The sequence below is a fragment of the Acidobacteriota bacterium genome (assembly GCA_033549365.1).
GTDB lineage: Bacteria > Acidobacteriota > Aminicenantia > Aminicenantales > Saccharicenantaceae > JAWSUF01.
This window is the reverse complement of sequence record JAWSUF010000003.1, coordinates 281,321-305,686: the sequence shown is the minus strand read 5'-3', so window position 1 is coordinate 305,686 and position 24,366 is coordinate 281,321. Positions and strand designations below refer to the sequence as shown.

23 protein-coding genes and 1 tRNA gene are annotated in these 24,366 nt (G+C 59.5%); 17 read left to right on the top strand and 7 right to left on the bottom strand.

All coding sequences use genetic code 11. From position 1 onward, the window contains the following. Nucleotides 1-89 precede the first annotated feature (89 nt). The 9 genes from SCM96_06645 (at nt 90) to lptB (ending at nt 8,183) form a co-directional block, all read left to right on the top strand. Nucleotides 90-809 (top strand): amino acid racemase, encoded by a 720-nt coding sequence (locus SCM96_06645; protein ID MDW7760299.1) that lies wholly within the window; start codon nt 90-92, stop codon nt 807-809. 62 nt (nt 810-871) lie between these two features. Further along, entirely contained in the window at nt 872-1,078 is a 207-nt protein-coding gene (gene rpsU, locus SCM96_06640; GenBank protein MDW7760298.1) for a 30S ribosomal protein S21, read from the top strand. Between the two features lie 54 nt (nt 1,079-1,132). Beyond that, nucleotides 1,133-2,041 carry a lipoyl synthase gene (lipA, locus tag SCM96_06635; GenBank protein ID MDW7760297.1) on the top strand — a complete coding sequence of 303 codons (909 nt, stop codon included), beginning with the start codon at nt 1,133-1,135 and terminating at the stop codon, nt 2,039-2,041. Between the two features lie 3 nt (nt 2,042-2,044). After that, nucleotides 2,045-2,785, top strand: coding sequence for a metallophosphoesterase family protein (locus SCM96_06630; GenBank protein MDW7760296.1), 741 nt, complete (start codon nt 2,045-2,047; stop codon nt 2,783-2,785). Nucleotides 2,786-2,791: 6 nt separating this feature from the next. Continuing rightward, nucleotides 2,792-4,048, top strand: a complete 1,257-nt coding sequence (locus tag SCM96_06625) for a polysaccharide pyruvyl transferase family protein (protein MDW7760295.1) — start codon at nt 2,792-2,794, stop codon at nt 4,046-4,048. Next, a complete protein-coding gene (locus SCM96_06620) occupies nt 4,045-5,271 on the top strand; it encodes a glycosyltransferase (GenBank protein MDW7760294.1) in 1,227 nt (408 codons plus the stop codon). The genes SCM96_06625 and SCM96_06620 overlap by 4 nt, the downstream gene beginning before the upstream one ends. Further along, on the top strand, nt 5,268-6,251 hold the full coding sequence (locus SCM96_06615) for a radical SAM protein (protein MDW7760293.1): 984 nt from the start codon (nt 5,268-5,270) through the stop codon (nt 6,249-6,251). Before SCM96_06620 ends, SCM96_06615 begins: the two co-directional genes overlap by 4 nt. Further along, nucleotides 6,248-7,381 carry a glycosyltransferase family 4 protein gene (locus tag SCM96_06610; protein ID MDW7760292.1) on the top strand — a complete coding sequence of 378 codons (1,134 nt, stop codon included), beginning with the start codon at nt 6,248-6,250 and terminating at the stop codon, nt 7,379-7,381. Before SCM96_06615 ends, SCM96_06610 begins: the two co-directional genes overlap by 4 nt. A gap of 70 nt (nt 7,382-7,451) precedes the next feature. Then, nucleotides 7,452-8,183: an LPS export ABC transporter ATP-binding protein gene (lptB, locus tag SCM96_06605; GenBank protein ID MDW7760291.1), complete on the top strand. Its 732-nt coding sequence runs from the start codon at nt 7,452-7,454 to the stop codon at nt 8,181-8,183. A gap of 256 nt (nt 8,184-8,439) precedes the next feature. Here lptB and SCM96_06600 read toward each other — a convergent pair whose 3' ends face one another. Beyond that, complete coding sequence (locus tag SCM96_06600; GenBank protein ID MDW7760290.1) at nt 8,440-9,600, bottom strand: zinc ribbon domain-containing protein; 1,161 nt, start codon at nt 9,598-9,600, stop codon at nt 8,440-8,442. A 98-nt stretch (nt 9,601-9,698) separates the two neighbouring features. Between SCM96_06600 and SCM96_06595 the strand changes: the two genes are divergently transcribed. The 4 genes from SCM96_06595 to hutH all read left to right on the top strand — a co-directional run bounded on the left by SCM96_06595 (nt 9,699) and on the right by hutH (nt 13,483). Beyond that, nucleotides 9,699-9,771: transfer RNA gene (locus SCM96_06595), tRNA-Val, on the top strand. A 348-nt stretch (nt 9,772-10,119) separates the two neighbouring features. Then, nucleotides 10,120-10,467 (top strand): helix-turn-helix transcriptional regulator, encoded by a 348-nt coding sequence (locus tag SCM96_06590; GenBank protein MDW7760289.1) that lies wholly within the window; start codon nt 10,120-10,122, stop codon nt 10,465-10,467. Further along, nucleotides 10,464-11,831: a permease prefix domain 1-containing protein gene (locus SCM96_06585; GenBank protein ID MDW7760288.1), complete on the top strand. Its 1,368-nt coding sequence runs from the start codon at nt 10,464-10,466 to the stop codon at nt 11,829-11,831. Before SCM96_06590 ends, SCM96_06585 begins: the two co-directional genes overlap by 4 nt. 140 nt (nt 11,832-11,971) lie before the next feature. Continuing rightward, nucleotides 11,972-13,483: a histidine ammonia-lyase gene (hutH, locus tag SCM96_06580; GenBank protein ID MDW7760287.1), complete on the top strand. Its 1,512-nt coding sequence runs from the start codon at nt 11,972-11,974 to the stop codon at nt 13,481-13,483. Nucleotides 13,484-13,485: 2 nt separating this feature from the next. On the opposite strand, the gene SCM96_06575 is transcribed toward hutH, so the two are convergent. The 4 genes from SCM96_06575 to SCM96_06560 all read right to left on the bottom strand — a co-directional run bounded on the left by SCM96_06575 (nt 13,486) and on the right by SCM96_06560 (nt 16,899). After that, nucleotides 13,486-14,394: a site-specific DNA-methyltransferase gene (locus SCM96_06575; protein MDW7760286.1), complete on the bottom strand. Its 909-nt coding sequence runs from the start codon at nt 14,392-14,394 to the stop codon at nt 13,486-13,488. Nucleotides 14,395-14,398: 4 nt separating this feature from the next. Beyond that, complete coding sequence (locus SCM96_06570; GenBank protein ID MDW7760285.1) at nt 14,399-15,124, bottom strand: PaeR7I family type II restriction endonuclease; 726 nt, start codon at nt 15,122-15,124, stop codon at nt 14,399-14,401. 231 nt (nt 15,125-15,355) lie between these two features. After that, complete coding sequence (gene rarD, locus SCM96_06565; GenBank protein MDW7760284.1) at nt 15,356-16,276, bottom strand: EamA family transporter RarD; 921 nt, start codon at nt 16,274-16,276, stop codon at nt 15,356-15,358. 44 nt (nt 16,277-16,320) lie between these two features. After that, nucleotides 16,321-16,899: a rubrerythrin family protein gene (locus SCM96_06560; protein ID MDW7760283.1), complete on the bottom strand. Its 579-nt coding sequence runs from the start codon at nt 16,897-16,899 to the stop codon at nt 16,321-16,323. A 360-nt stretch (nt 16,900-17,259) separates the two neighbouring features. Here SCM96_06560 and SCM96_06555 point away from each other — a divergent pair, with 360 nt between their 5' ends. The 4 genes from SCM96_06555 (at nt 17,260) to SCM96_06540 (ending at nt 20,713) form a co-directional block, all read left to right on the top strand. Beyond that, the gene (locus SCM96_06555) at nt 17,260-17,736 is read left to right on the top strand and encodes a sterol desaturase family protein (GenBank protein ID MDW7760282.1); all 477 of its coding nucleotides are present in this window, start codon (nt 17,260-17,262) and stop codon (nt 17,734-17,736) included. Further along, entirely contained in the window at nt 17,733-18,587 is an 855-nt protein-coding gene (gene ispH / locus SCM96_06550; protein MDW7760281.1) for a 4-hydroxy-3-methylbut-2-enyl diphosphate reductase, read from the top strand. The genes SCM96_06555 and ispH overlap by 4 nt, the downstream gene beginning before the upstream one ends. A gap of 207 nt (nt 18,588-18,794) precedes the next feature. Next, nucleotides 18,795-19,652 carry a phytoene/squalene synthase family protein gene (locus SCM96_06545; GenBank protein ID MDW7760280.1) on the top strand — a complete coding sequence of 286 codons (858 nt, stop codon included), beginning with the start codon at nt 18,795-18,797 and terminating at the stop codon, nt 19,650-19,652. Further along, nucleotides 19,649-20,713, top strand: coding sequence for a polyprenyl synthetase family protein (locus SCM96_06540; protein MDW7760279.1), 1,065 nt, complete (start codon nt 19,649-19,651; stop codon nt 20,711-20,713). Before SCM96_06545 ends, SCM96_06540 begins: the two co-directional genes overlap by 4 nt. 282 nt (nt 20,714-20,995) lie before the next feature. On the opposite strand, the gene xylB is transcribed toward SCM96_06540, so the two are convergent. Both xylB and SCM96_06530 read right to left on the bottom strand, forming a co-directional pair. Further along, entirely contained in the window at nt 20,996-22,492 is a 1,497-nt protein-coding gene (gene xylB / locus SCM96_06535; protein ID MDW7760278.1) for a xylulokinase, read from the bottom strand. Nucleotides 22,493-22,659: 167 nt separating this feature from the next. Further along, nucleotides 22,660-24,357, bottom strand: coding sequence for a M20/M25/M40 family metallo-hydrolase (locus SCM96_06530; protein ID MDW7760277.1), 1,698 nt, complete (start codon nt 24,355-24,357; stop codon nt 22,660-22,662). Between the last annotated feature and the right edge of the window lie 9 nt (nt 24,358-24,366).

Below are 24,366 nucleotides of genomic sequence, written 5' to 3'. Positions count from 1 at the left end.
TTCACTATCTTTTATACCACATGCCGTCCGTCCCGCGAATCCGGCACAAACCGCTTGCCTGCGGGAACTGGCGGGATTATCATGGGCGCATGAAAACTCTCGGCATTCTGGGCGGGATGGGACCCGAAGCCTCGGTCCGATTTCTCGAACTCGTCATCCGGAACACGGAAGCGGCGGGCGACAGGGACCACATCCCCGCCGTTCTCTACAGCCGTCCCCAGGTCCCCGACAGAACGGCGGCCATCCTTTATGGCGGGGACAGTCCCGCCCCCTGGTTGATTCAAGGCATCACCGCCTTGGAGGCGGCCGGAGCGGACATCCTGGTCATGCCCTGCGTCACAGCCCACCATTTCTGGCCTCAGGTCGCAGCCCGGACCCGGCGGCCTTTCGTCAACATCCTGGAAGAGGCCCTCCGAGAACTCCGGGAGATCCGGCCCGAAGTCCGCACGGTCGGTCTCCTGGCCACGACGGGAACCTTGATGTCCCGCGTCGTTCATGCCGTCTTCGAGCCGGCCGGATTGAAGATTCTGACACCTTCCGATAAGGATCAAGCACTGGTCATGACGGCGGTTTTCGGGAAAGACGGCGTTAAGGCCGGAACGATCGAAGGCCGTCCCCGCGATATCATCAGAGCCGCGGCCGGGAGGCTGATCGAAGCCGGCGCCGAGGCCGTCATGGCCGGCTGCACGGAAATTCCTCTCGTCCTCAGGGATGGCGACCTCTCCGTTCCTTTTGTCGAGCCTATGAGGGCCGGGGCCAGGGCCTGCATTCGTGAGGCCGGCGGGCGCCTCAAACCGCGCTCTCCTTGACATCGGACCCGGAGTCGGGGTATAAAGCCTTGTATTTTTTTCCAGGTGAGGAGGTGATTTTTTTGGCGTTCGTCATTTTGGACGAAGGCGAAAACCTCGAGGCCGCTCTGCGCCGCTTCAAACGGAAGGTCCAGCAGGAAGCCATCATCAAGGAAATCAAGAAGCATTCCGTGTTCTACAAACCCGGAGAGAAGCGGCGGATGAAAGCCGCCCAGGCGCGCAAGCGCATGAGACGGCGTCTCCGCAGAGAACGCGACTTCGAATACTGAGGGATTCTTTCTCCGGCCTGGAAACTTTTTCCTATCGCGGGGCAAAATTGAATTTTGGGAGCGTTTGCCATTCTCCCTGCATCTGAAGCATCGAAAGCCGTCGGGACGCGTAAACCCGATTGGCTCAAGGTCCGGCCGCCGTTCGGCCGGGATTGCTCCGAAGTCTCGGGACTCCTGAGGAAAAAGGGGCTCCACACGGTCTGCCGAAGCGCCCGATGTCCGAACATCGGCGAGTGCTGGTCCCAACAAACGGCCGCGTTCATGATCCTGGGCGATGTCTGCACCCGCACCTGCGCGTTTTGCGCCGTGGCCAAAGGATCTCCTGCGCCCCCCGATCCCGATGAGCCGGCCCGAACCGCCGATGCCGTCCGGACCCTCGGACTTCGGTATGCCGTCATCACCTCGGTGACGCGGGACGATCTGCCCGACGGGGGCGCCGGGCATTTCGCCGCGACGATTCGGGCCGTACGCAGGGCCTGTCCCGAAACGCGGATCGAGGCGCTGATCCCCGATTTCGGGGGCGATGCGAAGGCCCTGGAGACCGTACTCGCAGCCGGGCCCGATGCCCTCAATCACAATTTGGAAACCGTGGAATCCCTCTACCCGGCCATCCTGCGGCCCCTGGAAAACTATCGGAGATCCCTCGGGGTCCTAGCCGCGGCCGGGCGGCGGGGTGCCCTCGTCAAGTCGGGCCTTATGGTCGGACTCGGCGAATCCGAAGAGGACCTTCAGCGAAGTTTCGCCGACCTGAGATCGGCCGGGTGTGATCTGCTGACGATCGGCCAATACCTCAGGCCGTCAAAGGCTCATGCGCCCGTCGCGCGGTATTATCCTCCCGGCGATTTCGACCGGCTGCGGACCTCGGCCCTGACATTCGGATTTCGGGACGTCGCCTCCGGCCCGCTGATCCGGAGTTCCTATTTTGCGGAAAAACTCTTCCTCTCGTCGAAACGAAAGGCATGAATCATGCGCTATCTGGTGTTGACGGACATTCACGGCAATCTGGAAGCACTGAATGCCGTCCTCAAGACGGCGGCGCGAAAGAAAATCGACCGCACCCTCTGTCTTGGCGATCTCGTCGGTTATGGAGCATCGCCCAATGAGGTCGTGCAGAAAGTCCTCGGCCTCAAGCCCCTGTCCATCATCCGGGGCAACCACGACAAGGCCGTCTGCGATCTCGACACCATCCAGACCTTCAATCCCATTGCCGCAGCGGCCATCGAGTGGGCCAAGACAAACATAAAAAAACACAATCTCGAACTCCTGGCCGCTCTGCCGCGGGGTCCCGAGATCGTCGACGGGGATGTTTCCGTCTGCCACGGAGCACCCTTCGACGAGGACTACTACATCTTCGGAGAAGGCGACGCCATGGAGGCCTTCGATTATTTCCGGACCCCGGTCTGCTTTTTCGGGCACACCCATTTCCCGTTCGTCTACGCCCGGCACAATCATTCGGCCGAAGGGACGCTCATCGAGGGGGAAGCCACCGAAGTGAAACTGGAAAAAGACAAAGCTTATCTCATCAATCCCGGTTCGGTCGGCCAACCCCGGGACCGCAACAGCAAGGCGGCCTTCGCCGTCTATGATTCGCAGACGCGGATCGTCAATTTTTATCGTGTCGACTACGAAATCGAGATGACTCAGGATAAGATTCTCAAGGCCGGACTGCCTTCGGCGCTGGCCGAACGGCTGAGCCTGGGCATTTAGGACGCCGTGAGAATTGTCATTCTCAATACCCACTCCGTTCTCAACACGGGCGACGCGGCCATCGTCAAAGCCCAGCTCGATTTTGCAAGAGAGGTTTATCCGGGAGCGGATATCGCCCTGACCTCGCGAACGGCCTCCCTCGACAGGATCGCTTACGATGCCTGGAATGTCGATGTCTTCCCGCCCCTTTTTCCCGCGCCTTCGGCTTATTCCGGTCGACCGGGAAAGACGGCCCGGTTGTTGACCGAGACGGGAAATCCGGCCGCCAAGTTGCGTCTCCTGAAGTGTCTTTCGACCGCCGATCTCGTCATCGGCAGCGGCGGGGGATATTTCTGGACCGGGCGAAAACGCCTGCCGGGACCGATGTTTCTCCAGAACATTCTCCACGTGAAAATCGCATCCTGGATGAAAAAGCCCCTGATTCATTTTCCCCAATCGTTCGGCCCCTTGGACGGCACGGCCGCCCGCCGTCTTCTGAAAAACGCTCTGGGGGGACGGGGCGTCCGGAAAATCTTCGCCCGCGAAGACGAATCCCACGCATTTCTTTGCAAGCTTCTGGCCGGGTCACCGGGTCGGAACCGGGTCGGAATATGCCCTGATGCCGTTTTTCTCGAGCCCCCGATTGAGCCGAGGCGGCCGAGGGATCGGTCACGCCCTTTGATCGCGGTCACCCCGCGCCGGTGGAGTTTTCCCAACCTGCCCCGCCGGGATGCCCGGGATCGAAGCCGGGCTTATCTGGCGGCTCTGGAAAAAGCCTGCAGCGAAATCGTCCGGAGACTTGATGCCTCAATCCTGGTTCTTCCCTGGGTCCGCGGACCCGGCCGTTTCGAGGATGATCGGGAGATTGCGCGGCGCCTTTACCGGCGTTTATGCACGGTCCTTCCCGAAAACCGGGCGATCTACGGAGGAGGAGCGGCAACGGATCCGCCCGACGCTGTTATGGACCGTCTGGCTCGCGCCGATCTGGTCATCGCCACCCGATTCCATTCCGCGCTTCTGGCCCTTCTCCGGGGAATCCCCGTCGTCTCCATCGGTTACCAGCCAAAAAGCTCTTCCACTCTTCGGTCTTTGGGTTTGCAGAAATATTCCCTGGACATCGGGGATCTTTCGCCGGAACGAATCTCCGGATTGGCTGCCGAGGCCCTGGCCGAAGCCGGGGACATATCCGACAGGATGCGCGCCGCCACAGAGAAGCTTCGCATGGAAGCCCGAACCAAACTCAAAGCCGGAATGGCTGTGGCATGCGGACGGGAGACCCTGTGAAGATTCTCCTCGTCAACAAGTTCTTCTATCGCAAAGGCGGAAGCGAAACTCTGTTTTTCGACACGGCCGAACTGCTGCGGCGACACGGCCACGAAGTTCGTTTTTTCTCCATGAGTCATCCCCGGAACGAGACTCATCCGGATTCCCGATACTTCATGTCCCCGATCGATTTCGACCGCCTGAAAGGCCCGAGTGCCAAGCTGAAAGCCGCCGGCCGGATTCTCTATTCCCTGGAAGCGCGCCGGAAAATCGAGGCTCTGATCCGCCGAGCCCGTCCCGATGTCGCCCATCTCCACAATATCCACCGCCAGATCTCTCCCTCCATTCTCCATGGGCTCCGCCGGTACGGTATTCCGACGGTCATGACCCTTCACGACTATCAGCTTGTCTGCCCGGCCTACATTTTGCTGAGCGGCGGACAGCCCTGTGACCGGTGCCGCGGCGGCCGCTATTACCATGGCGTTCTCCGGCGATGTCTCAAAAACTCCGCGGCCGCCGGCTTTCTCGGCGCCGCCGAGGCGGTTTTTCATCGCACTGTTCTCGGCATTTTCCGCAATGTCGATCTCTTCATCAGCCCAAGCCTCTTTCTCATCCAACAATTTCGTTCCATGGGATTCCGCGGCCGGATCCGCCATCTTCCCAACCTCTTCGACCCGGGACCGCCTCCCGAAAGCTCAATCCCCGCGGAAAAAACACTCGTCTTCGCCGGCCGTCTGTCGACGGAAAAAGGAGTCGGTCTCCTCCTCGAAGCCGTTCGGAACGTCGAGGTTACGGTCAAAATCCTCGGCGACGGTCCGGAAAGGACGGCGCTCGAAAGGACGGCCCGGACTCTCGGCCTAACCAACGTCGCTTTCCTCGGACACCAGCCAAGGGAACGGGTTTGGGAAGAAATCCGAAGGTCCCTGGCCATCGTCGTTCCTTCGATATGGCCGGAAAACAGCCCTTATGCCGTCGTTGAAGCTTTCGCTCTGGGCAAACCGGTTATCGGCGCCTTCGTCGGCGGCATTCCCGAATTCGTACGCAACGGGGAGACGGGACGGCTTTTCAAGTCAGGATCGGCCTTCGATCTTCAGAGGTCGATCTTGTCTTTTCTCGAAAATCCTGAAAGAATACCCGTCATGGGAAAAAACGCCCGGAAGTTCTCCGAAGAGCATTTCCATCCCAACCGGCACTACGACGGCCTCATAACCGCCTATCGTTCGGCTGCGGAGAACCGCCGGTGAAACTCCAGGCTGCGGTCATCACGACCTATGCCTGCCACAGCCGCTGCACGATGTGCGGCATATGGAAACATCGCATCGATGAAAGGGAAGACATTCGTCCAATCGTTCTCGAGCGGCTTCCCGAGCTGTCGTTTTGCAATATCACAGGGGGAGAGCCGTTTCTCCGAAAAGACATCGGGGACATCGTCGCCGTCCTCAAGAAAAAAGCCCGGCGCATCGTTGTCTCCACAAACGGTTATCTGACCGACCAGATCCTTTGCCTGGCGCGAAATCATCCCGACATCGGTTTTCGGATCAGCCTGGAAGGCCTTCCCAAACGAAACGACGAGCTTCGCGGGATGGCGGACGGTTTCGACCATGGTCTGAAAACGCTTCTGGGTCTCATGGAACTGGGGCTGAAGGACATCGGACTTGCCGTCACGGTTTCCGACACCAATGCGGCCGATCTTCTTCCCCTTCATCGGCTGGCCTGCCGGATGCGTGTGGATTTCGCCACGGCCGCCGTCCACAATTCCTTCTATTTTCACATGGACGACAACAGGATCTCCGATCCGGAAAGCGTCGCCCGACGCTTCATGGAGCTTGCTGAAATTCAACTCCGGTCCCGGCGGATCAAGGACTGGTATCGGGCTTATTTCAACGCCGGGCTGGCCGGATATGTGTCGGGGGCGACGCGGCCCCTGCCTTGCGGTGCAGGCCGGGATATCTTTTTTATCGACCCCCGGGGAGAAGTTCTTCCCTGCAACGGCATGGAGGAGCGCTTTTGGTTCGAGAGCATGGGTAACCTTCTCGAGCAAGCTTTCGACGAAATCTGGTCTTCAGAACAGGCCCGTCGTGTCCGCGAAAAAGTCCGCACGTGTCCTAAAAACTGTTGGATGATCGGCACTGCGGCCCCCGCCATGAAACGACACCTCTTTCGGACGACAGCCTGGATCGCCCGGCGCAAGGCTGCCCGGGCCGTCCGGCAGAGGCGGATATGAAGATCGCCTTCATCGGACAAAAAGGCGTTCCGGCGACATTCGGCGGCGTCGAATACCACGTGGACGAACTCGGCCGGCACCTGGCCGCCCTCGGCCACGAAGTCACCATTTATGTCCGGAGCTGGTATACGCCCAGGCGGCTCAAAACCCACAACGGTATGCGTCTGGTCCATCTGCCCACGATCCGGACCAAGCATCTCGACGCAGCCGTTCACAGTTTTACGGCCGCCGTTCACGCTGCGTTTAACAATTTCGATATTGTGCATTTTCATGCCCTGGGCCCCTCATTTTTTTCCTTCATTCCCGCCATGGCCGGAAAAACCGTTGTGGTCACCGTCCACCGGCTGGACTGGGCCACCCGGAAATGGGGTCCGCTGGCAAGGAGACTGCTCAAGATCGCCGAACGTGTGGTCGTCCATGTTCCGCGGAAAACCATCGTCGTTTCGAGGGATCTGCAAACCTATTTTCGAAACAAGTACCGCCGCGAGACGGCCCATGTCTCTCATGGGATCACTCTGCCGCAGCGTGAATCTCCCAATATCATTCGGCAAAAATACCATCTCAGGGGCGGGGATTTCATTCTGTTTATGGGACGCCTGACACCGGAAAAAAGAGTCGACTGGCTCCTGGAGGCTTACCGCAGGGCGGTCGCGGATCGGCCGGCATCGGACAGGCCACGGCTTGTTATCGCCGGAGGATCGAGCGCCACCGACGCCCATGTCCGCAGTCTTCAGGAACAGGCTGATAAAATCCCCGGCGTCGTTTTCACGGGATATGTCCGCGGGAAGGAAAAAGACGAGCTTCTCAGCAACGCGGCCCTTTTCGTGCTGCCGTCGTCTCTCGAGGGCTTTCCTATCGTTCTTATCGAGGCTCGAAGCCATGGCCTGTGTTGTCTGGCCAGCGACATTCCACCGCACCGCGAAGCCATCCGGGACGGGGAGGACGGCCGCCTATTCCACTCCGGTGACCTCGGGGACTTATCGGACAAGCTGGCCGATCTCCTTGATAAGCCAGAAACCCGAAAAGCCATGGGAGCGGCGGCCCTGAAAGCCCTTTCGGTCCGGCCCGGATGGGAGGATGTCGCGCGGAAAACATTGAGCGTCTACCAGGCGGCCCTGCCAAGGGCCTGACCGGTTTCATTCGTTGACAAGCCCGGGGAATGCTTCTACTATGGGGGCCTGATTTCCTACAGTGATTGACATGTCCGTACTGGAAGCCCGCGATCTGGTGAAAACATTCGGCCGCCGAACCGTGGTCAAGGATGTCGGCCTGAACATTCGAACCGGCGAAATCGTCGGGCTTCTCGGACGGAACGGCGCGGGCAAGACGACGACTTTTCTGATGATCGCCGGGCTTCTTCGGCCCGACGGAGGACGCCTGTCGCTTGACGGCGAAGACATCTCCAAATGGACGACCGTCGAACGGGCGGAAAAAGGCATCACCTATCTTCCCCAGGAAGGATCGATTTTTCTCAAGGAATCCGTTCTGGGCAACCTGCTGATGGTTCTGGAGCTTCAGGGTCTGGCTAGAAGTGAGCGGGCGGCCTCGGCGAACGCTCTTCTTGAAGAGTTGGGTTTGCAGGATTTGGCTTCCCAGGAGGCCTACACTCTATCCGGAGGCGAACGGCGAAGGCTCGAAATCTGCCGGGCCCTCGTTCTCAAACCGCGCTTCCTTCTCCTGGATGAACCCTTCACGGGGATCGATCCCCTGACCATTCTTGAACTTCAGAAAATTTTTCTCCGGCTCAAGAATCGGAACATCGGCATCGTCGTCTCCGATCACAACGTCTACGACACCTTCAAAATCGTCGATCGGGCCTGCATTATCGATGAGGGGGAGATTCTCATGGAAGGGCCACCCGAAAGGCTGGCCGCCGATGCCCGCGTGCGGGAAAAGTTCCTCGGGTCCTCTTTTCGTTTCTCGAACGGCTGATGCCCGGCTGCCGGCGGACGCCCTCACCCCGTTATTGGGCTACGCCGCCACGCTCTCGGGTTGGTACGTTCTCCTTTCCCGGATTATCTTCGGGAAAACACTTGGGGACCGGATCTTCCGCCGGCCCGAACCCGGCTGATCCCGCGGCTTGTTGTTCCTGGGCCGACCCCGATGATTTCAGGCATCGTTGGGCATCGCCGGGATTCCTTCAGGCAAGGACGAAGGTTGCGGAATTGTTCAGAGGATTCGGATCCGGTCAGCCGGCGTTTTTCCGGCGGAACATGCGGTCGCCGAGGGTCTCTCCCAGGAAGAACTGGAACAGGAAGAAATACATGGCCACAAGAACGGCATAATATCCCAGAAGAGCCTTGGGTGCGGCCGGCAGGAGCCGAAAGATCGACGTGTCCATGAGCCGGGCCGCCAGCACGGCCGAAATCAGCCAGACGACGGCGAGAAAGAAAAGATCGAAAGCTTTGGACTTGAGAAACCCGGTCATCCGTGAGGAACGGACCGGGACGGGTGCGACTTCATCCTCGACGGGCTCTTCCCATTCGCCGGAATCATCGAATTCTTCTTCCCGGTCCATGGCCCAATCCGAAGGTTCTTCGTCGTCTTCGCCGGGTTTCCAGGAGATGTCCTCTTCCGGTTGCGTCTCGGGAGTCGAACCGAAGGGCAGAGCGGCCTGAGTGACGCGCTCGGGAAGGCCGATTCCCGAATCCGCAATACCCTCCTCGGAGCGGGAGCTTTTCATTTCTCCCGCCCAAGGCGGGAGGGTGTCTCCTTTTTTCTGATCCTGCTCCCTGCGATCATCAAGCCAACGGTCGATCTCCAGCTTTCCCAAGTCGGCGGCGGTTTTCCCGCTCTTTTCGAGTTCACCGGTATCGAAGGTCAGAGGCCGGGACGCGGTCGAGGCATGATCGGACAGCTCCGGATCCCGGTGATGAGACGGCTCCTCGTCCTGCGGATCCTTGTCAATGGGAATCCCGGGAGCGTCTTCGTTCGGAGGCTCTTTGATCGGAGGATCCTTGGCCGGAGGTTCCTTTATTGGAGGATCCTTGAATGGAGGTTCTTCATTGGGGGGCTCTTCGACGGGGGGCTTTTCGGTCACCGATGGATCGGAATCGTCGGACGCGGCGCGGCGGACGGCCTCTTCGATTTCGTCGATGATGATGACTTCTTCTTCGAGATCGTTTTCAGCGACGGAATCGCCGTCGCCATCCTCCTCATTCTCTTCGATCCCGGGGGGAGGGATTTCGTAGTCTTTCTCTTCGTCGGCGACGTCGATGATTCGGTCACCGGGGATGTCTTCCTCGACGGCTTCATCTTCGGGAAAAAGAAGCTGGGTTCCGCAGTTCGTGCAAAACTGGTCTTTTTCGTCGATGATCGCCCGGCAGTAGGGACATCGCGTAATAGCCATTAATCACTATATAATCAGAATGATGGCCGATGTCAACTTCAACGCTCGCCACAACCGGAAAATTGACATTCGGCGGGAGTTGACTAGAATAAAGCCGTGGGCGATTAACTCAGCGGCCAGAGTGCTACCTTCACACGGTAGAAGTCACAGGTTCGATTCCTGTATCGCCCATCCTTTCCGGAAACCCCGTCCGCTTGCCCCCCTTGTTTTCCAAGGGGGGTTGGGGGGATAAATAGAATATGCAGAGATGAAGGGGTTTTCGGCATCGGCAGCGTACAGGGGGGTTAAGAAATATGGCAGAGGAGAGGCTGTCTCCAGCATCCCACTCCGGAAACCCCGTCCGCTTGCCCCCCTTGTTTTCCAAGGGGGGTTGGGGGGATAAATAGAATATGCAGAGATGAGGGGTTTCCGGCAGCAGCAACGTACAGGGGGGTTAAGAAATAGGTTGGAGATTGGAGGCGTCTTGACTTACATAGAACTGTTATGTATAGTGCCTCTAGGTAAAGGAATTCCGACATCGTGAACATCGACAAGGATCTTGTCGCCGCCTCGGCCACGCCGCTCGTGCTCGCCATCCTGAGCGAAGGTGAAAGTTACGGATACGCCGTCATCAAGCGGGTCGGCGAACTGTCCGGCGGCGAACTGCAATGGACCGACGGCATGCTCTACCCTCTTCTTCACCGCCTCGAGCGCAACGGCCTTGTCGAGGCGCTCTGGGCCCGGTCGGAAACAGGACGGCGACGCAAGTACTACCGGCTGACCCGTGCCGGCTCGAAGCAGCTCGAGGACCATTGCCGCCAGTGGCAAGTCGTGAATCAAACGATGAAGGGAATCCGGCATATGGCCTTGACAGGAGTCCTATCGTGACAAGTAAAACAGTACTGGAAGAACGCATCGGTCAGTGGCGACAGTATCTGAGGAGACGGCAAGCGATTCACTCCGCCGACGTCAGCGAGCTCGAGGACCACCTTCGCAATCAGATCGATGCGCTGCGCAAGGCGGGCCTGGACGAGGACGAAGCCTTCCTCGTGGCCGTCAAGCGCCTGGGGGCCCTGGATACTCTTTCGCGCGAATTCGCCATCGAATATTCCGAACGCCTCTGGAAGCAGCTTGTGGTTTCACCGGCGGGCGATGTTTCATCGCCGACCCATTCACGCGATGCCGTCGCGGCCGTGGGACTGGCCATCGCCGCGGCTGTTGCCGTCAAGATCCCTGAACTCTTCGGTCTCCGCATCTCGGGACCCTCGGAAAACGTATCGTTCTACCTTCGCAATTTCAGCCTCTTTGTCCTCCCGCTCCTGGCCGTTTTCTTTGCGCTGAAACGCGGACTTCACAGGAGCGGATGGTTCGGGCTTGCCGCTCCCTTCATTGCGGCAGGGCTGATTGTCAACCTTTTGCCGTTCAAATCCGGCGCCCACACCGAGGCGCTGACCGCGATCCATCTTCCGATCGCGTTGTGGTTCACGGTCTTTTACGCGTACGCCGGCGGCCGGTGGCAAAGCCATGAACATCGCATGAACTACGTGCGCTTTTCCGGCGAGTGGTTCATCTACTATACGCTCATAGCCCTCGGCGGAGGCATTCTGACGGGTCTCACGCTTTTCATCTTCAATGCCATCGGTCTCGACTCGGAGCAGGCGATTGGAGGATGGGTGCTGCCGTGCGGAGCGTTGGGAGCGGTCATCATCGCCGCGTGGCTCGTGGAACACAAGCAAAGCGTCATCGAGAACATGGCGCCCGTCCTCACATGGCTCTTCACCCCGCTCTTCACGGCGCTGCTTATCATTTTCATTGCGGTCATGATCTGGACGGGCAACCCCATCCGCGTCGAGCGGGAGGTGCTCATCGGATTCGACCTGTTGCTGGTCCTTGTGTTGGGTCTGCTCCTGTACGCCGTTTCGGCCCGCGACCCGCAAGCGCCTCCCGGACGATTCGATGCACTCCAGCTTCTGCTTGTGACATGCGCTCTTATCGTCGACGCGCTCGCTCTGTGGGCGATCGTCGCGCGCATCTCCTCGTTCGGGTTCAGTCCCAACAAGACGGCCGCGCTCGGTTTGAACCTGCTTCTGTTCGTGAATCTGGCCTGGTCGGCCGTTCTTTATGCACGCTTTCTTTTCCGGCGCATCCCCTTCGCTCACATCGAGCGCTGGCAGACAACCTATATGCCGGCGTTTGCGGCCTGGGCCTGGTTCGTCGCGGCGATCTTTCCGGTGATTTTCAATTACCGGTAGACGATTCATCAATCCGCCATCCCGCCCGATTCTTGGAGCGTCGTTTTTCATATAAAAATGCCGCCTCTAAGCTCTTCAATTTCCCAAAGCCAAGCAACAGAACTTGACTTGAATCGGGGCGGTGGATTACCTTGGAGGCCATGATCACGCTCGACAACCGTTTGACGCTCGACGATTTCCTTCGCGTTGTCCGGGGATTCGAAGAAGTGCGCCTGGCCGACGCCGCCCGGGTGCGCATCCGCAGGAGCCGGGCCTTCATTGAGGAGCTCCTCCGCCGCGGCGACGCCGTCTACGGCGTCAACACCGGGTTCGGCAAGTTCCAGAACACCCGGATCGAGCCGGACCGCCTGCGCGAGCTCCAGCGCAATCTCGTCCTCTCCCACGCGATCGCCGTCGGCGAGCCCTTCCCGGCCGAAGTCGTCCGAGGCATGCTTCTCCTTCGCGCCCAGAGTCTGGCCCTGGGACACAGCGGAGTCCGCGAGGAGGTCGTCGATCTTCTTCTCGCCTTCCTCAACCGCCGTGTCCATCCCGTCGTTCCGTCACAGGGCTCGGTCGGTGCAAGCGGCGATCTGGCTCCTCTCGCCCACATGGCGCTCGCCCTCATCGGCGCCGGCGATGTCGAGTGCGGCGGCCGCGTCCGGCGTACCGTAGAAGCCCTGGCAGGACTCGGCCTTTCGCCCCTTGTGCTCGAGGCCAAAGAGGGTTTGGCCCTGATCAACGGCACCCAGACAATGACCAGCCTTTTGGCCCTTTTCGCGGCCGACGCCGCCGTTCTCGCAGATACGGCCGACATTGCTGCGGCCATGACCGTCGAAGCTCTCAAGGGCAGCCACGCACCGTTCGACGAGGCCGTCGTCCGCGTTCGTCCCCATCCCGGCGCGGCTGAGACGGCGGCGAACCTGCGCCGACACCTCCGGGATTCCGAAATCCGGGCATCCCACGAGGATTGCGCCAAGGTCCAGGATGCCTATTCCCTGCGGGCCGTCCCCCAGGTTCACGGCGCAACACGCGACGCCCTGCGCTGGATGCGAGGCGTCCTGGACATCGAAATGAATTCCGTGACCGACAACCCCCTGATCTTCGCCGAGGACGAACGGGTCTTGAGCGGCGGCAATTTCCACGGCCAGCCCCTGGCCCTGGCCGCCGATCTGGCCGGAATCGCCGTCGCCGAACTCGCCGACATCTCCGAGCGGCGCATCGAACAGATGCTGAACCCGGCGCTCAGCGGCCTGCCGGCCTTCCTGGCCGAACAGGGCGGCCTTCACAGCGGACTCATGGTTTCTCAGTACACGGCCGCAAGTCTCGTTTCGGAAAACAAGATCCTGGCCCACCCGGCCTCGGTCGACAGCATTCCGACAAGCGCCAACCAGGAGGACCACGTCTCCATGGGAACGACGGCCTGCCGGAAAGCCCGGCTGATCCTCGAAAATGCCCTGTGGGTTACGGCCATCGAACTTGTCTCGGCCGCCCAGGCCCTGGATTTCCACAAGCCTCTCAAGCCTGGCCGGGGCGTCGTCGCCGTCCACGCCCTGATCCGGGCCCATGTCCCCCATCTCGAACGCGACCGTTACTTCAAACCCGATTTGAGTCGCGTCCGCGAGCTCATCCGGAAAGGGGACATCGTCCGCGCCGCTGACTTGGACTCGATCTAGTCCTACACAAGCGGCGATTTTGCAGGGCGGACATCGTATAAAGAGGAGTCCTCCTGGACTGAACCCGGCGTCCCGATAAGCGCTCTTTCGAATTTCAGTTCCGAAGAAGAAAACAGGCCGGCGTTTTCGGCTTTCAAATATTGGGCGGCCATTCGGCAATATTCAGGGTCAATCTCGATTCCAATGCTGTTTCGTCCCGCGCGCATTGCCGCAATCATGGTTGTTCCCGATCCGCAGAAAGGATCCAGAACCCAATCGTCCGTGAAAGAAAACATCCGAATCAAACGCGAGGCCAGCTCAAGCGGAAAGGGCGCCGGATGATATTTTGTCGATGCCCCCGTGATGTTCCATATTTGCTGGAACCACATGTCGAATTCCTTCTTTCCGATTCGACTGGATTCTCTTTGAGACTCTGTCGGTTTCCTGTATCCTCCCGGTTTCCTCTGCATGAGAATGAATTCGATGTCATTTTTAATGATCGCATTCGGTTCGTAGGGTTTCCCGAGAAACTTCGATCCATTCGGGACTTCATAAGAGGCATTTGCGATTTTATGCCAGATAATGGGATTGAGATTGTCGAAACCGATTCGACGACAGATGACACAGATATCCGCATGCAGAGGGAAGACCAGGTGCCGTCCAAAGTCGCGGCGCGCCACACAGACATCGCCGACAACACAAACCAATCGCCCCCCGGGAACGAGAGCCTGATAGAGTTGGCGCAAGATTTTTTCCAATTCACCGAGAAATTCTTCATAATCATCAATATGACCGAGTTGACCGGGATTGTCGTTGTACTGTTTGAGGTTCCAGTAGGGTGGCGAGGTTACGACAAGATGAACAGACGACTCCTTGAGGAATGATAAATGCCTTGCATCCCCGTTGATCAATCTGTGAATGGATTTATTCATGGCATTAAAAGAAAGCCGACAGGTGTCCGGCGAGGACTTTTACAAAGCGTTCAATAGATATATCCTCAGCCGGGGTTTCGTATCTCCCATGAATTCCGGACTCGGCTTGAGACATGATAAATGCCGAAGCCGTGTCGTGGCGCTCAAGGACAAGTTTTCGGCAAAAAAGCTCATAACGGCGTGAATAGGAAGCGCCCGAAAACTCCGGAAAAACCTTGAAATGGGGTTCCTGAACGCCTACGGGTCTTCTGGATGCCTCACAATCTTCCAGCATGAAAAAGTATCCAAGAAACGGCTGGGGGCTTTCGAGATAGGCACGATATCTAAAAGCCGTCCATAGATCCAAGGCACTCCCGATCGCTTCTTCGGTCCGGTTGTTGAAGTTATTGCCGAAAGAGGGACCGACCTGAGATTTTGCTTCAATGGCGGCGATCAGAGTATGATCGCGGACAACCAGCAAGTCCCACTCTTTGGTCGGCCGGAAATATCCCGGCAATTCAACGGCTTTTTTCTTGAAAATGAATTCGTCGGAAACACCGGCAGCGCTGATAAGCCCTTTGAAAAGATCGATAACGCCGTCCATTTGGCCGCCCCCGGTCACGGCACTGCGAAGGCCCTGATCCAATTTTCCAATTTTTTGCTGCCGTTCCCTCTGGGCGGCCCTTGTCTTCCAGTAATGGGCAACCGCCCGGGAAATTCGTTCCGACAAGTCTGGAATCATTGGTTTCATATTATGTGGATCACGATGAGATTTCAAGTCATCCCGATTTCAATGGATCTCGATATCCCTTCTTCTTCAACAACAAAGACGTCATCGAAGGACATATCTTCTCAAAACAAAGATCTGCGATTTCCCACCTCTCCCGTTTCTATCCGGTCCGGGGAGCCTCCGAAAGGTACCGACTCCTGACTCGCGACCCCGCCGACAGCCAAGCGCTCATCATGCCGCCGTGCGGGAATCCTATCCCTTTGGGGGATTCGACAGACGCCCGTTTCTTCGCTCGGCCAGCGATCGGGCCGTAGAGACTGTGAAAACGGCCAGGCCCGCCCAGATCAGGCCGAAACTCGCCAAGTGGGTCCGCGTGAAGGGTTCGCCGTATGCGACGACTCCGATCAGGAGCTGAAGCGTCGGCGAGACATACTGGATGAATCCGGCCGTTGAAAGAGGGATGCGGCGAACGCCGCGGATGAACCACAACAGGGGAACGGCCGTGACCAACCCCGAAACGAGAAGAAGCGGAAACGTCAGCGAGTCCCAGCCCGTAAAAAATCGGCCCCGGAAGGCCTGGAAAGCCAGGAATCCCAGGCATAGGGGAGACAGAACGGCCGTCTCGGCAAGAAGTCCGTTCAAAGCATCCACGCGGGCGATTTTGCGGGCCAAACCGTAGAAAGCGAAGCTGAAAGCCAGGACAAGAGAGATCCAGGGCAGGCGGCCGAATGACGCGGTCAGGAAGGCGACGCCGGCGACGGCCAGCCCGAGGCTCACAAGACGCGGCCGGTCGAGCTTTTCCCGAAGAAAAACAACACCGAGGAAGACGCTGACCAGGGGATTGATGAAATACCCGAGACTCGCCTCAACCAAATGATCGGTGTTGACGGCCCAGACATAGACGAAAAAATTGGATCCGATGACGGCCGCCGTCAGCAGTGTCCACAACCGGCTGCGGCGCGAGGCGAAAGCCGCGCGGAATTCGCCCGCCCGGCCGCTCAGCATCACCACGGCCGCAAGCAGAAGAAAGGATAAAAACACCCTGAAGGTCAGGATGTTTTCGGGCGGGATGCTCTTGATTGCCTTCCAATAAAAAGGCAGAATGCCCCAGGCCACATAAGCGGCCAGGACAAAGCCGATGCCCGCCCGCCTGTTATCCGAAGAAGTCTTCAATGGATCATCCTCGGAAGAACCGAGGGGACGCGGATCGTCCGGAATCAGTAATTTTCGGCCGCGATTTCAAAGTGAGCCTGGGCGTGGGCGCAGGCCGGGCATTGGGACGGGGCTTCCGGACCTTCGTGGACGAAGCCGCAGTTCCGGCAGCGCCAGCGGACCTGAGCATCCTTCTTGAAAACCTTTCCCTGACGGATGTTTTCAAGAAGCTTGCGATAGCGCGCCTCATGCTCTTTTTCGACCTTGGCGATTTCGCGGAACTGATGGGCGATTTCGGGGAAGCCCTCCTTTTCAGCGACCGAGGCCGCATCGTTGTAAAGCGTCGTCCACTCATGGCGTTCGCCTTCCGCCGCGGCTTCGAGGTTGGCGGGCGTGTCACCGATGATTCCGGCCGGGTATCCGGCCGTAATGGTCACCTCGCCGCCCTCAAGCAGACGGAAGAAGCGCTTGGCATGCTCTTTTTCGTTGTCCGCTGTCTCCGTGAAGACGGCCGCAATTTGTTCGTACCCGGCTTTCTTGGCGACGCCGGCGGCGTACGTGTAACGGTTGCGGGCCTGGGATTCGCCGGCGAATGCGGCGAGAAGGTTTTTTTCGGTTTCCGTGCCTTTGATGGATTTCGGCATATTCGGCTCCTTTCCTGATGTCGAGATACCAGATTAGCGGCCGGACGCCGACCTGTCAAGACTTCATTCTGCTCTGGCTGCTGGATGTTGCTGAAAAAAATGCATTTAGGTGATAAAAGAGCTTTTTTTGGAGCAAAAAATTTTTATTTTATTTATTATGTATATTTTACAGCAGCCAAAGCAGCCGGAGGCCACGCACAGCCCGGGAGCCGGGGCTGTGCGCGGGTCGAGATTGACACCCTCCGGCCCCGTGTGGTAACAATAGAACTCCCCGAAAACCGTTCATTCGGAACCATTTCCGGCCGGAAACGGAGCGGGGAAGTTCAAGCCCGGAAGCCGATGGATCCGGGGGAGATTCACGTGGCCATTCAAATTATCGCTTTCGCCGCCCTGACACTTGCCGTGGCCGTGCTTATGGAGGGCGTCGCCTGGGCTCTGCACAGGTACGGCATGCACGGCGCCCTCTGGTTTCTTCACGAAGACCACCACCGGCCGAAGAAAAAGGGCTTTCAGAAAAACGACCTGTTCGCCGTTTTCTTCAGCGCCGCCGCCGTTTCGATTTTTCTGCTGGGCCGGATAACCGGACTCTGGGTCATTACATCCGTCGCCATCGGTGTAATGCTCTACGGGCTCGGCGACTTCCTTTTTCACGACGTCATGTTCCACAAGCGCATCCCCGGCTTCCGCATTCCGGCCCGCACGCCTTATCTCAGGCGGATCATCAACGCCCACAAGGTCCACCACCAGAACTCGGGGAAAAGCCGGGGCATCTCCTTCGGGTTTCTCTACGCCCCGCCCCACTACAACACTCCGGAAGTGGAGAGTGCCGGGGGATGAAGATCCTCCTTTCGGAAACGCTGAGCTACTGTTTCGGCGTTCGGAAAACCCTTCAGACCATCGAACAGCTCCTTGCCGAGAGCGGCGAGAAGCCCGTCTTCATGCTCGGAGAGGTCGTCCATAATGAGTGCGTCATCCGCAATCTCAAGGCCCGGGGACTCCGCCTGATCCAAAGCCTTGACGAGGCCGACCCCGACGGTGTCGTCGTTCTGCAGAGCCATGGGTCTCCCCGCTCACGCTACGAGGACCTCGCTCACAGAAATCTCGACTATGTCGACGCCACCTGTCCCATGGTCCGCGTCATTCACGAACGCGTCCGCGAAATCGAAGAGCAGGGCGCTCTCCCCGTTATCATCGGACAGAAGGGTCACGAGGAAGTCCGGGGGATCGAGGGTCAGGTGAAGCGCGCCGTCGTTCTCAAAACCGATGACGAGGCCACTCCCGAACTTTTCGCCGGTGTCGAACATGCCGGAATCGTCGTTCAATCGACCTTTGTCACCGAAGAGGCCCTGCGCATTGTGGACCGCATCCGAAAAATCGTTCCCCAGGTCGATTTTCACAATACGATCTGCCAACCCACACGGACCCGGCAGCGGGAAGTCGAGGAACATTCGAAGTCGGCCGACTGCGTCATCATCGTCGGTTCGACGACGAGCGCCAACACGCGCCACCTTTTCAAGATCGCCCGGAACATCAATTCCTGCACCTATTTCGTCGACAAACCCATGGACGTCGACGGCCTGCCCATCCCGCCGGACGCCGCCGTCTTCATCGCCTCCGGCGCGTCGACGCCGGAAGACCAGATCATCGAAGTCGTCCGGCGGCTCGAGGAGAGACGCCATGTCCCATGACAAAGCCGTCGTAATCGGCGCCGGGCTCGGAGGGCTGGCCGCGGCCGCACTCATGGCCCGGGACGGATTTCCAAACGGCCGCCTTCCGCCCCCAAAGCCGAAGCCGGCGGGTTCCCAACCTCTATTTCTGCGACCAGTACACCCATCCGGGCGTCGGCATGCCGATGATCATGATCGCCGCCGAACTGACCGCCGCAAGGATCGCCCGTGAGCGGAGTTGATCCCCTCCTCCGCCGGATCTTCCGGCGCGGAAGCCGGACTTACTTTCACAGCACGCGATTTTTCCCGGCCGAAACGCGGCGCGACGTCGCCTGCCTCTACGGGTTCGTCCGGACGGCCGACGATTTCGTCGACCGCATCCCCCAGGATCGGGAAGGCTTTCAGGCCTTCCGGAAAGCCTATGAGACCTGCCGCAATTCCGGGGAGACGTCCGGAAACAACGCCGACCCCGTCATCGCGGGTTTCTGTGAGCTGGCCCGGCGGCGCGGCTTCGATCCCGCCTGGGTCGATGCCTTTCTCGATTCCATGGCCATGGATCTCACCCGGAAAGACTATGCGACACTCAGCGACACGCTCTCTTACATCTACGGCTCCGCCGAAGTCATCGGTTTGATGATGGCCGCCGTGATGGATCTTCGCCGCGAAGCGTTCCCCTTCGCCAGGCTTCTCGGACGGGCCATGCAGTACATCAACTTCATCCGCGACATCCGCGAGGACGGCGGCCTGGGGCGAACTTACCTTCCGGCCGATGCCATGAAAATGCGGGGGCTGGACTCGCTCACCGAGGACGAGGCGCACCGAAAGCCGGAGGCCTTCCGGATTTTTCTTCGCGGAGAGATCAGGCGCTACCAGGTCTGGCAGATCGGCGCCGAGAAGGGCTATGCCTTCATCCCCCGCCGCTTTCTTGACCCCATCCGCACCGCGGCCGCGATGTATGACTGGACGGCGCGGAAGATCGCCGCCGATCCGTTTATCGTCTTTCGCCGCAAGGTCAAACCGTCCCGTCCCCGCATCCTTTGGACCGGATTGCGGGCACAACTCTCCGGAAAAGGATTGAGGGCATGAACCTGGATGATTTTTTATCCCGATCCCGGAAACGGCTGGCCTGTTTTCTGACGGAATTCCTCGATGCCAAGAAGTCGGAAACGGCCGGCGTCAATGCCTGGGGCCGGGATATCACGGATCGTTTAAAGGCCTACACGGTTTTGGGAAAGATGATTCGGGGCGCCCTTGTCCTTCTGGGCTGCCGGGCGGCTGGAAGCCGGATCACACAGGATGCCGTCCGGGCCGGGGCGGCCATGGAACTCGTCCAATCCGCTCTGCTCATTCACGACGACATCATGGACAACGACACTCTCCGGCGCGGCGAGCCGTCTTTTCACCGCCGGTATGCGGCGTTGGGCAGGCGCGAAAACATCGCCGAAGCCGATCATTTCGGGCTGTCGATGGGCCTCTGCGGCGGCGACATCGCCATTTTTCTGGCCTTTGAGGTGTTGGCCGGGATGCGCTCCGCCAACCGCAAAACCCCGGCCGCGGTTCGCCTGTTCGCCCGCGAGCTGACACTCGTCGGGCTGGGACAGATGCAGGATCTCTACGCCGGAGCGACTTCGAAACATATCGGCGAAAAGGACATCCTGGGACTCTACCTTCACAAGACGGCCCGATATTCCTTCTCTCTGCCCCTGGCCATGGGCTGCCTGATCGGCGGAGGAAGCCCGGCCTTGAGGAGAGGGCTCGAACAGTGCGGCGAATACCTCGGGTTGATCTTTCAACTCCGCGATGACGATCTCGGCATGTTCGGAAGTGAGGAGGAGATCGGCAAACCGGTCGGATCGGACATCCGCGAGGGCAAGAAAACCCTTCATCGCCATCTGCTCATGGAGAGGGCGCCGGCGGCGGAACGCCGGAAACTGGAAAAGATCTTCGGCCGCGCGGATGCGTCGGAGGCGGACATCCGGGCGGTTCGCGACAGGGTGGAAGCCCTCGGGGTCCGGGAAGAGGTCGGCCGAAGAATCGAAGTTTTGCGACGGAAGGCCAAAACCGGAATCCATCGTCTTCCCGCAGCCGAACGCTATCGGACGTTACTTCACGAACTCCTGACCTACAGCATCGCACGAAAAAAATAAAACATCCCCGGGGAGGGGCGTATGAGCTGATATCTTGCGATCAACCTGGCCATTCTCAGCATTCCTTTTCTTTTCAGTTTGAGGACGTCTTCTATAACTATTCCATGCTGTCGTTCTATCTGCTCGCTTTCCTCTCCGTCCGCAACAAATGGATCCTCGGCCGGGGTTATGCGTGAAAGCAACAGGAAAAAAGCCAAAGAAGTAAAACAGCGCTTTCACGCATAACCCCGGAACCGAAGTTGCGCCTGAAAACACATTCCGAACGTCTTAAGATGAGCGGCTTCATCGAGAGAGGAACTCGGGGGCCAGGGTTTTCCAGAGGCGGTTGAAGCGCTCCTGGAGTTCGCCGTAAAGGCCGGCCAAGGCCTTCCGGGGCTTGATGGTTGTCTTCCCCAGCCGGACGGTCCGGGCCGTGAGCGCGGCGATATCGGATTCCCCGGCGCTTTTCCGCTCATAGCTCCAGATTGCTTGGAGAGCGGCTCCGAGGGCGGCGGCTTCGCTCTCGGCCGGAACGGCGACGGGCGTCTGGAAAACGTCGGCGGCGATCTGAAGCCAGGTCCGGCTTTTCGCTCCGCCGCCCGTGGCCCGGATTTCGGACGGGTCGAGTCCCAGGGCACGCATCCGGGCGAAACCATAACCGAGATTGAGAATCGTTCCCTCCATGATCGAACGGGCCATGTGGGACGCGCCGAATGTCGCCCTGTCGAGGCCGAAGAAAACGCCGCGGGCATGAGGCAGAACCGGCACGCGCTCTCCATCGATAAAGGGCAGGAATAAAAGTCCGGCGGATCCCTCCGGGGCCATGGCCGCCAGGGTCTCGAGGCTGCGATTGGAAAGCTTGAGGAGCGACTTGAAGGCCTCGGTCGTGTTGGTGACATTCATCGTGCAGAGAAGAGGCAGCCAGCCGCCCGTGCTGTCGCAGAAGGGAGCGATCTCTCCGGCCGGATCGACGAACGGTTCGGGGAAATAGGCATAGATCGTGCCCGAGGTGCCGAGGCTCAACGTGCAGACGCCGGGCGCCGTGTTACCGGTGCCGATCGCGCCCATCATGTTGTCCCCGCCGCCGCTCGAAACGAGGACGCGGCCGAATCCGAAACGGGAGGCGACGGCTTTCCGGATATGGCCCAAGGGTTCCCGAGGATGGAGGAGCGGCGGCAGGCGATCGGCCAGTCCGGGATCGACTGCGGCCAGGGCTGCGGGATGCCAGCGGCGGCGGCGGATGTCCATAAAACCCGTGCCCGAGGCGTCGCCGTATTCCATGGCCGCATCGCCCGTCAAATGGAAATTCAGGTAATTGTGCGGAAGGAGGACGGTCGCCAAGCGGTCGTAATTTTGCGGCTCCCGGCGTTTGAGCCAAAGAACTTTCGAGGCCGTAAAACCCACGGCCGGGACAAGGCCGAGTTTGCGGATGCAGGCCGATTTTCCGCCAAGCGCGGCGATGATCTCCTCCGTCTCGGCCGCCGTCGAGGTGTCGTTCCAGAGTTTGGCCGGCCGGATCGGACGGCCCCCGGCGTCCAGGGGAATGAATCCGTGCTGTTGTCCGGAAACGCCCAGGGCAACGACGGTGCAGGGATTGATGCGGGAGGATACAAGAGCCTCGGCCAGAGCGGCATTCATGGCCTGAATCCAGACGCGGGGGTCCTGCTCGCTCTCGCCGGGCTTGAGGTTCTTCACGAAACGATGGGGTGCATACCCCCGGCCCCGGACTTTCCCTGAGAAATCGACGACGAGCGCTTTGGTCCCCTGAGTTCCGGAATCGATGCCCACGGCATACATCATGTTTCTTCACCTCTCAACCGGGCATCGCCGACGGTACTCGTGAAGCCTCCGACATTCCCGATCATCTTGTTTTCCTCACGACCCCCTACAATGACGGCACCCTCCGGATGATATTTCCTCGAATGCTGCACAACCATTCTGTTTCAAGTCTCACGCTCGCAGCTCCTTCACGGCAGCCGGAGACGTTCCGGACTGTCGGGAGCATCGGCGACGTTGAAGACCGTCAGATAAGCAAGCCGGACGACGTCGGCCATTTTCTCCGCATTGATCCTGTCGGACATATCCGTCGGTTGGTGGGCATCGGCATGGCCGCCCGTAAACAGGAAAACCGAGGGGATGCCCTCAAGGGCGAAGAAATAGTGGTCGCTGTTCCCCATCATGGGCGTGGAAGGCAGGGGCACGACGTTCAATCCCACGTGGGCTTCGCTTAAATCGACAATGAGTGTTCCGAATTCCCGGGCGAAAAGCGGGACATAGGCCATGAGCAGGCGCCGGGGATCGTCGCCGATTTTGGCTTGTACTTCCGCGGAAAGATGGAATTCCGCGGCCTGGCTTTTCACGGCCTGATGCGGCGTATCGCGGCTGATCATGTCAAGGTTGACGCAGGCCTTGATCTTTTCCAAGGGAACCGGGGGATTCTTGACGAATGCCAGGGAACCCAGAATGCCTTTTTCCTCGCCCGTCCAATGCGCGAAAATCACGGAGCGGCGGGGTTTCACCTGGCTGTGGGCCAGAGCTTTGGCGATCTGGAGAACCCCGACCGACCCGGAGGCATTGTCGTCGGCGCCGTTGAAAACATAGCCGTCATCGTTCAGGCCGACGTGGTCCAGATGGGCTCCGACGATCACATGTTCGTCTTTGAGGTCCGGGTCCGAGCCCTCGATGATGCCGAGCAGATTGGCGCAGGGCGAAGACTGAAGCGCAACATCCATATCGATCGTCATCGTCAGGCCCGGGAGATCCAGAGATGACGGTTTCAGAGCGGTGTCGATTCTCCGCGTCCTCTTGCCAAGGGATGTTCCGGCGGCGGCGAGAAGGGCGTCGGCCGCACGCGGCGAGACCCAGAAGGTCGGCGTCATCGGATCGACGGCTGCAATCGCCGGGGAATAGATCCGGTTCGAGGCGGAGGGGATTCTTGCGCCCTGGACATAGCCGTGAGGCCGGGCGGGACGATCAAAGGACGGGTCGGCTACGATGAGGGCCAGAGCCCCTTTGCCGGCCAGGAGCCGGGCGCAGTTTTCAACCGGCGTCCGGCGTCCCGCGAAGCGGGCCCAATGATCGGGGCTGTTGAACATCGTTTTCCGCTCGTCTCCGCCGGGACGGCCTGCAGCGACCAGAACGATCTTGCCGCGGACATCGATCCCGGCGAAATCGTCGTATCCCAGGTCGGGAGCCGAGACGCCGTATCCGGCGAAAACGACGCGGCCTTCGATCGCGCCGCTCCAATCCGCGCCGTTGCTGCATGTAAAATCGCCGCCCATGCTGAACGTCCGGGTCACACCGCCGGAACGAACCGTCATGGCCGTTCCCGGACCGTAGGTTTTGACGAACATGGGGAGAGCCTGTTCGTAGGATCGCGGTCCGGAGCCGCGGGTATCGCCGAACGGCAGGACGCCCCAGGATTTGTAGAGGCTTCGGATATACTTGCGGGCGATGCTCTGGCCGCGGCTCGGCGTATCCCGGCCTTCGAGTTCGTCGGCGGCGATGAATTCAAGAAAAGCGGCGGAGTCGACGGCGGTGATGCTTTCGAAACCCGGCCGCATTCTTTCGGGAACGGGCGCTCGGGTCTCCGCGGCCGGGACCGGGCTGAGACTGAGAAGAAGAAGGGCCACGGCGACGGCTGAAATGATTCTGAGATGATTCATGAGAGCCCC